The organism is Limimaricola litoreus (genome assembly GCF_024159025.1).
Lineage (GTDB): Bacteria > Pseudomonadota > Alphaproteobacteria > Rhodobacterales > Rhodobacteraceae > Limimaricola > Limimaricola litoreus.
Genome location: NZ_JAMYXC010000173.1, coordinates 1 through 2015 on the forward strand (window position 1 = coordinate 1; position 2015 = coordinate 2015).

2 protein-coding genes are annotated in these 2015 nt (G+C 69.1%); one reads left to right on the forward strand and one right to left on the reverse strand.

Going from position 1 to position 2015, the window contains the following annotated elements; translation table 11 throughout:
• The first annotated feature begins 182 nt into the window (after positions 1 to 182).
• Positions 183 to 1595 (forward strand): flagellar hook protein FlgE, encoded by a 1413-nt coding sequence (locus NHG85_RS11560; protein WP_440339875.1) that lies wholly within the window; start codon positions 183 to 185, stop codon positions 1593 to 1595.
• A gap of 230 nt (positions 1596 to 1825) precedes the next feature.
• Here the strand turns inward: NHG85_RS11560 and NHG85_RS11570 are convergent.
• Positions 1826 to 2015, reverse strand: a 190-nt coding sequence (locus NHG85_RS11570) for a hypothetical protein (protein WP_253332530.1), incomplete at its 5' end; no start/stop codon positions are given.

Sequence of the window (2015 nt, forward strand, 5' to 3'; positions counted from 1 at the left end):
CCCCTCGCGGATGCGCCGCGTCACCGGTCTGGGCGATCGCAGCCCCGCGGCCGACGGCCCGGCCGCGCCGCGCAGCGACCGGCTCGAGATCACGCTGCTGCGGCAGCATTAGCACCGTCTTAAGCCTGTTGCTCTAGGCCATCGGGCAAGCGTGCTTCTTCGTCTCAGCGGAAAGGTCCTCCATGACGATCTCCTCTTCCCTCAGCGCCGGCGTCTCCGGTCTCGCGGCCAATGCCCACCGGCTGGCCACGATCTCGGACAATATCGCCAACTCGGCCACCTATGGCTATCGCCGGGCCGTCACCGATTTCCATTCGCTGGTGCTGGGCAACGAATCGGGGCGCTACGTGGCGGGCGGCGTCTCGACCACGTCGCAAAGGCTGATCGACGAGAGCGGCGCGCTCTCCTCGACCACGAACCCGACCGACCTCGCCGTGCGCGGCCGCGGCTTCCTGCCGGTCAGCTCTTCGGCCATGGCGGGCGAGCGCGGCACCGAGGATTTCCGCCTGACCACCACCGGCTCGTTCCGCGCCGACGAGGACGGCTACCTGCGCACCCCGGACGGGCAGACGCTGCTGGGCTGGCCGGCCGAGCTCGACGGTTCGATCGGCACCTATCCGCGCGACACGGCCGGCGGGCTGCAGCCGGTGCGCGTGCCCGCGGGCGAGCTGTCGGGCATGGCCACCACCGAGGTGACGCTTGCCGTGAACCTGCCCGCGACCGAAACGCAGGAGGATTCGCTGGGTCTGCCCGAGGAGCTGACGGTCGAATATTACGACAACCTCGGCACCACCCAGCAGCTCAGCCTGACCTTCACCCCAACCGTTCCGGCCATCGGCGCGCCGCCGAGCAACGAATGGACCTTGCAGATCACCGACGGCGCCTCGGCCGATGCGGTGGTGGGCGAATACACCCTGACCTTCGACGACAGCCGCGGCGCGGGCGGCACGCTCGCCACGATGACCGCCACCACCGGCGGCCCCTTCGATCCCGCGACCGGAAAATTCAGCATCGACGTGGCCGGTGGCCCGATCGAGATGGATGTCGGCCTGCCCGGCGTGTCGGGCGGGCTGTCGCAGCTGGCGGGCGTCTTCGCGCCGCTCTCGGTCGGGCGCGACGGGGCGGCGACCGGCAACCTGACCTCGGTGGAGGTCGATCCGGGCGGCTACGTCCATGCCTATTACGACAATGGCGCGAGCCGCCGCATCTATCAGGTGCCGCTGGTCGATGTCGCCAATTCCAACGGGCTGGAGACGCATGACGGCCAATCCTATTCGTTGACACGCGAGAGCGGCGAGATGCTCTTGTGGAACGCGGGCGACGGGCCGACCGGCGACATCGTCGGTTTCGCGCGCGAGGAATCGACCGTCGACGTCGCCTCCGAGCTGACCCAGCTGATCCAGACGCAGCGCGCCTATTCCTCGAACGCCAAGGTGATCCAGACCGTCGAGTTGTCCTTGGCCGAGGAGACCGACTTGCCGGTCGAGATCTCGGTCTGGGTCTTGGAGAGATCGGAGTTGATCCCCTTGAGGGTCTGCAGCGCGACCATCGCGCCGTTGTTGGTCAGAATGCTGGACATGTGTGTGTGGTCCTAAAGCTCGGCGGCCATCGCACGCCGGGTTTCGATCAAGGCCCCGGCTGGCGGGGCTGCTGACAGCCGTACTGACTATGCGCGGACCGGAGGATTTCCCCGCCGCATTTCGGTGCATCCCGGTTTTGGGAGACGGGGCCTTTGTGACAGGCCGGGTTTAAGCGGGGCCTAACGCCAGAGGCAGAATGCGGGGCATTCGATTCGAACCCGGCGCAGAGGCGCGCCGCGCCCCACTTAGACCTTGTGCCGCAGGGTGGGGCCGGAGGCGGGCGCGGTGCTGGGCCGCCCCTCGCGGTCATAGGTGGCGAATCCCCCGCGCGCTGCGCGCAGGGCCTGCGCCCGGGCCTGCCCCTCGCGCAGCCCCGCGAGCGCGGCCTCGAGCAGCCGCGCGACATGGGCGAGATCGCCCTCGAGCTCGGCCAGG

What these genes read in the sequence shown, in the direction of transcription:
- NHG85_RS11560 (WP_440339875.1), top strand. Translation starts at nt 183, where the DNA reads ATGACGATCTCCTCTTCCCTCAGCGCCGGCGTCTCCGGTCTCGCGGCC.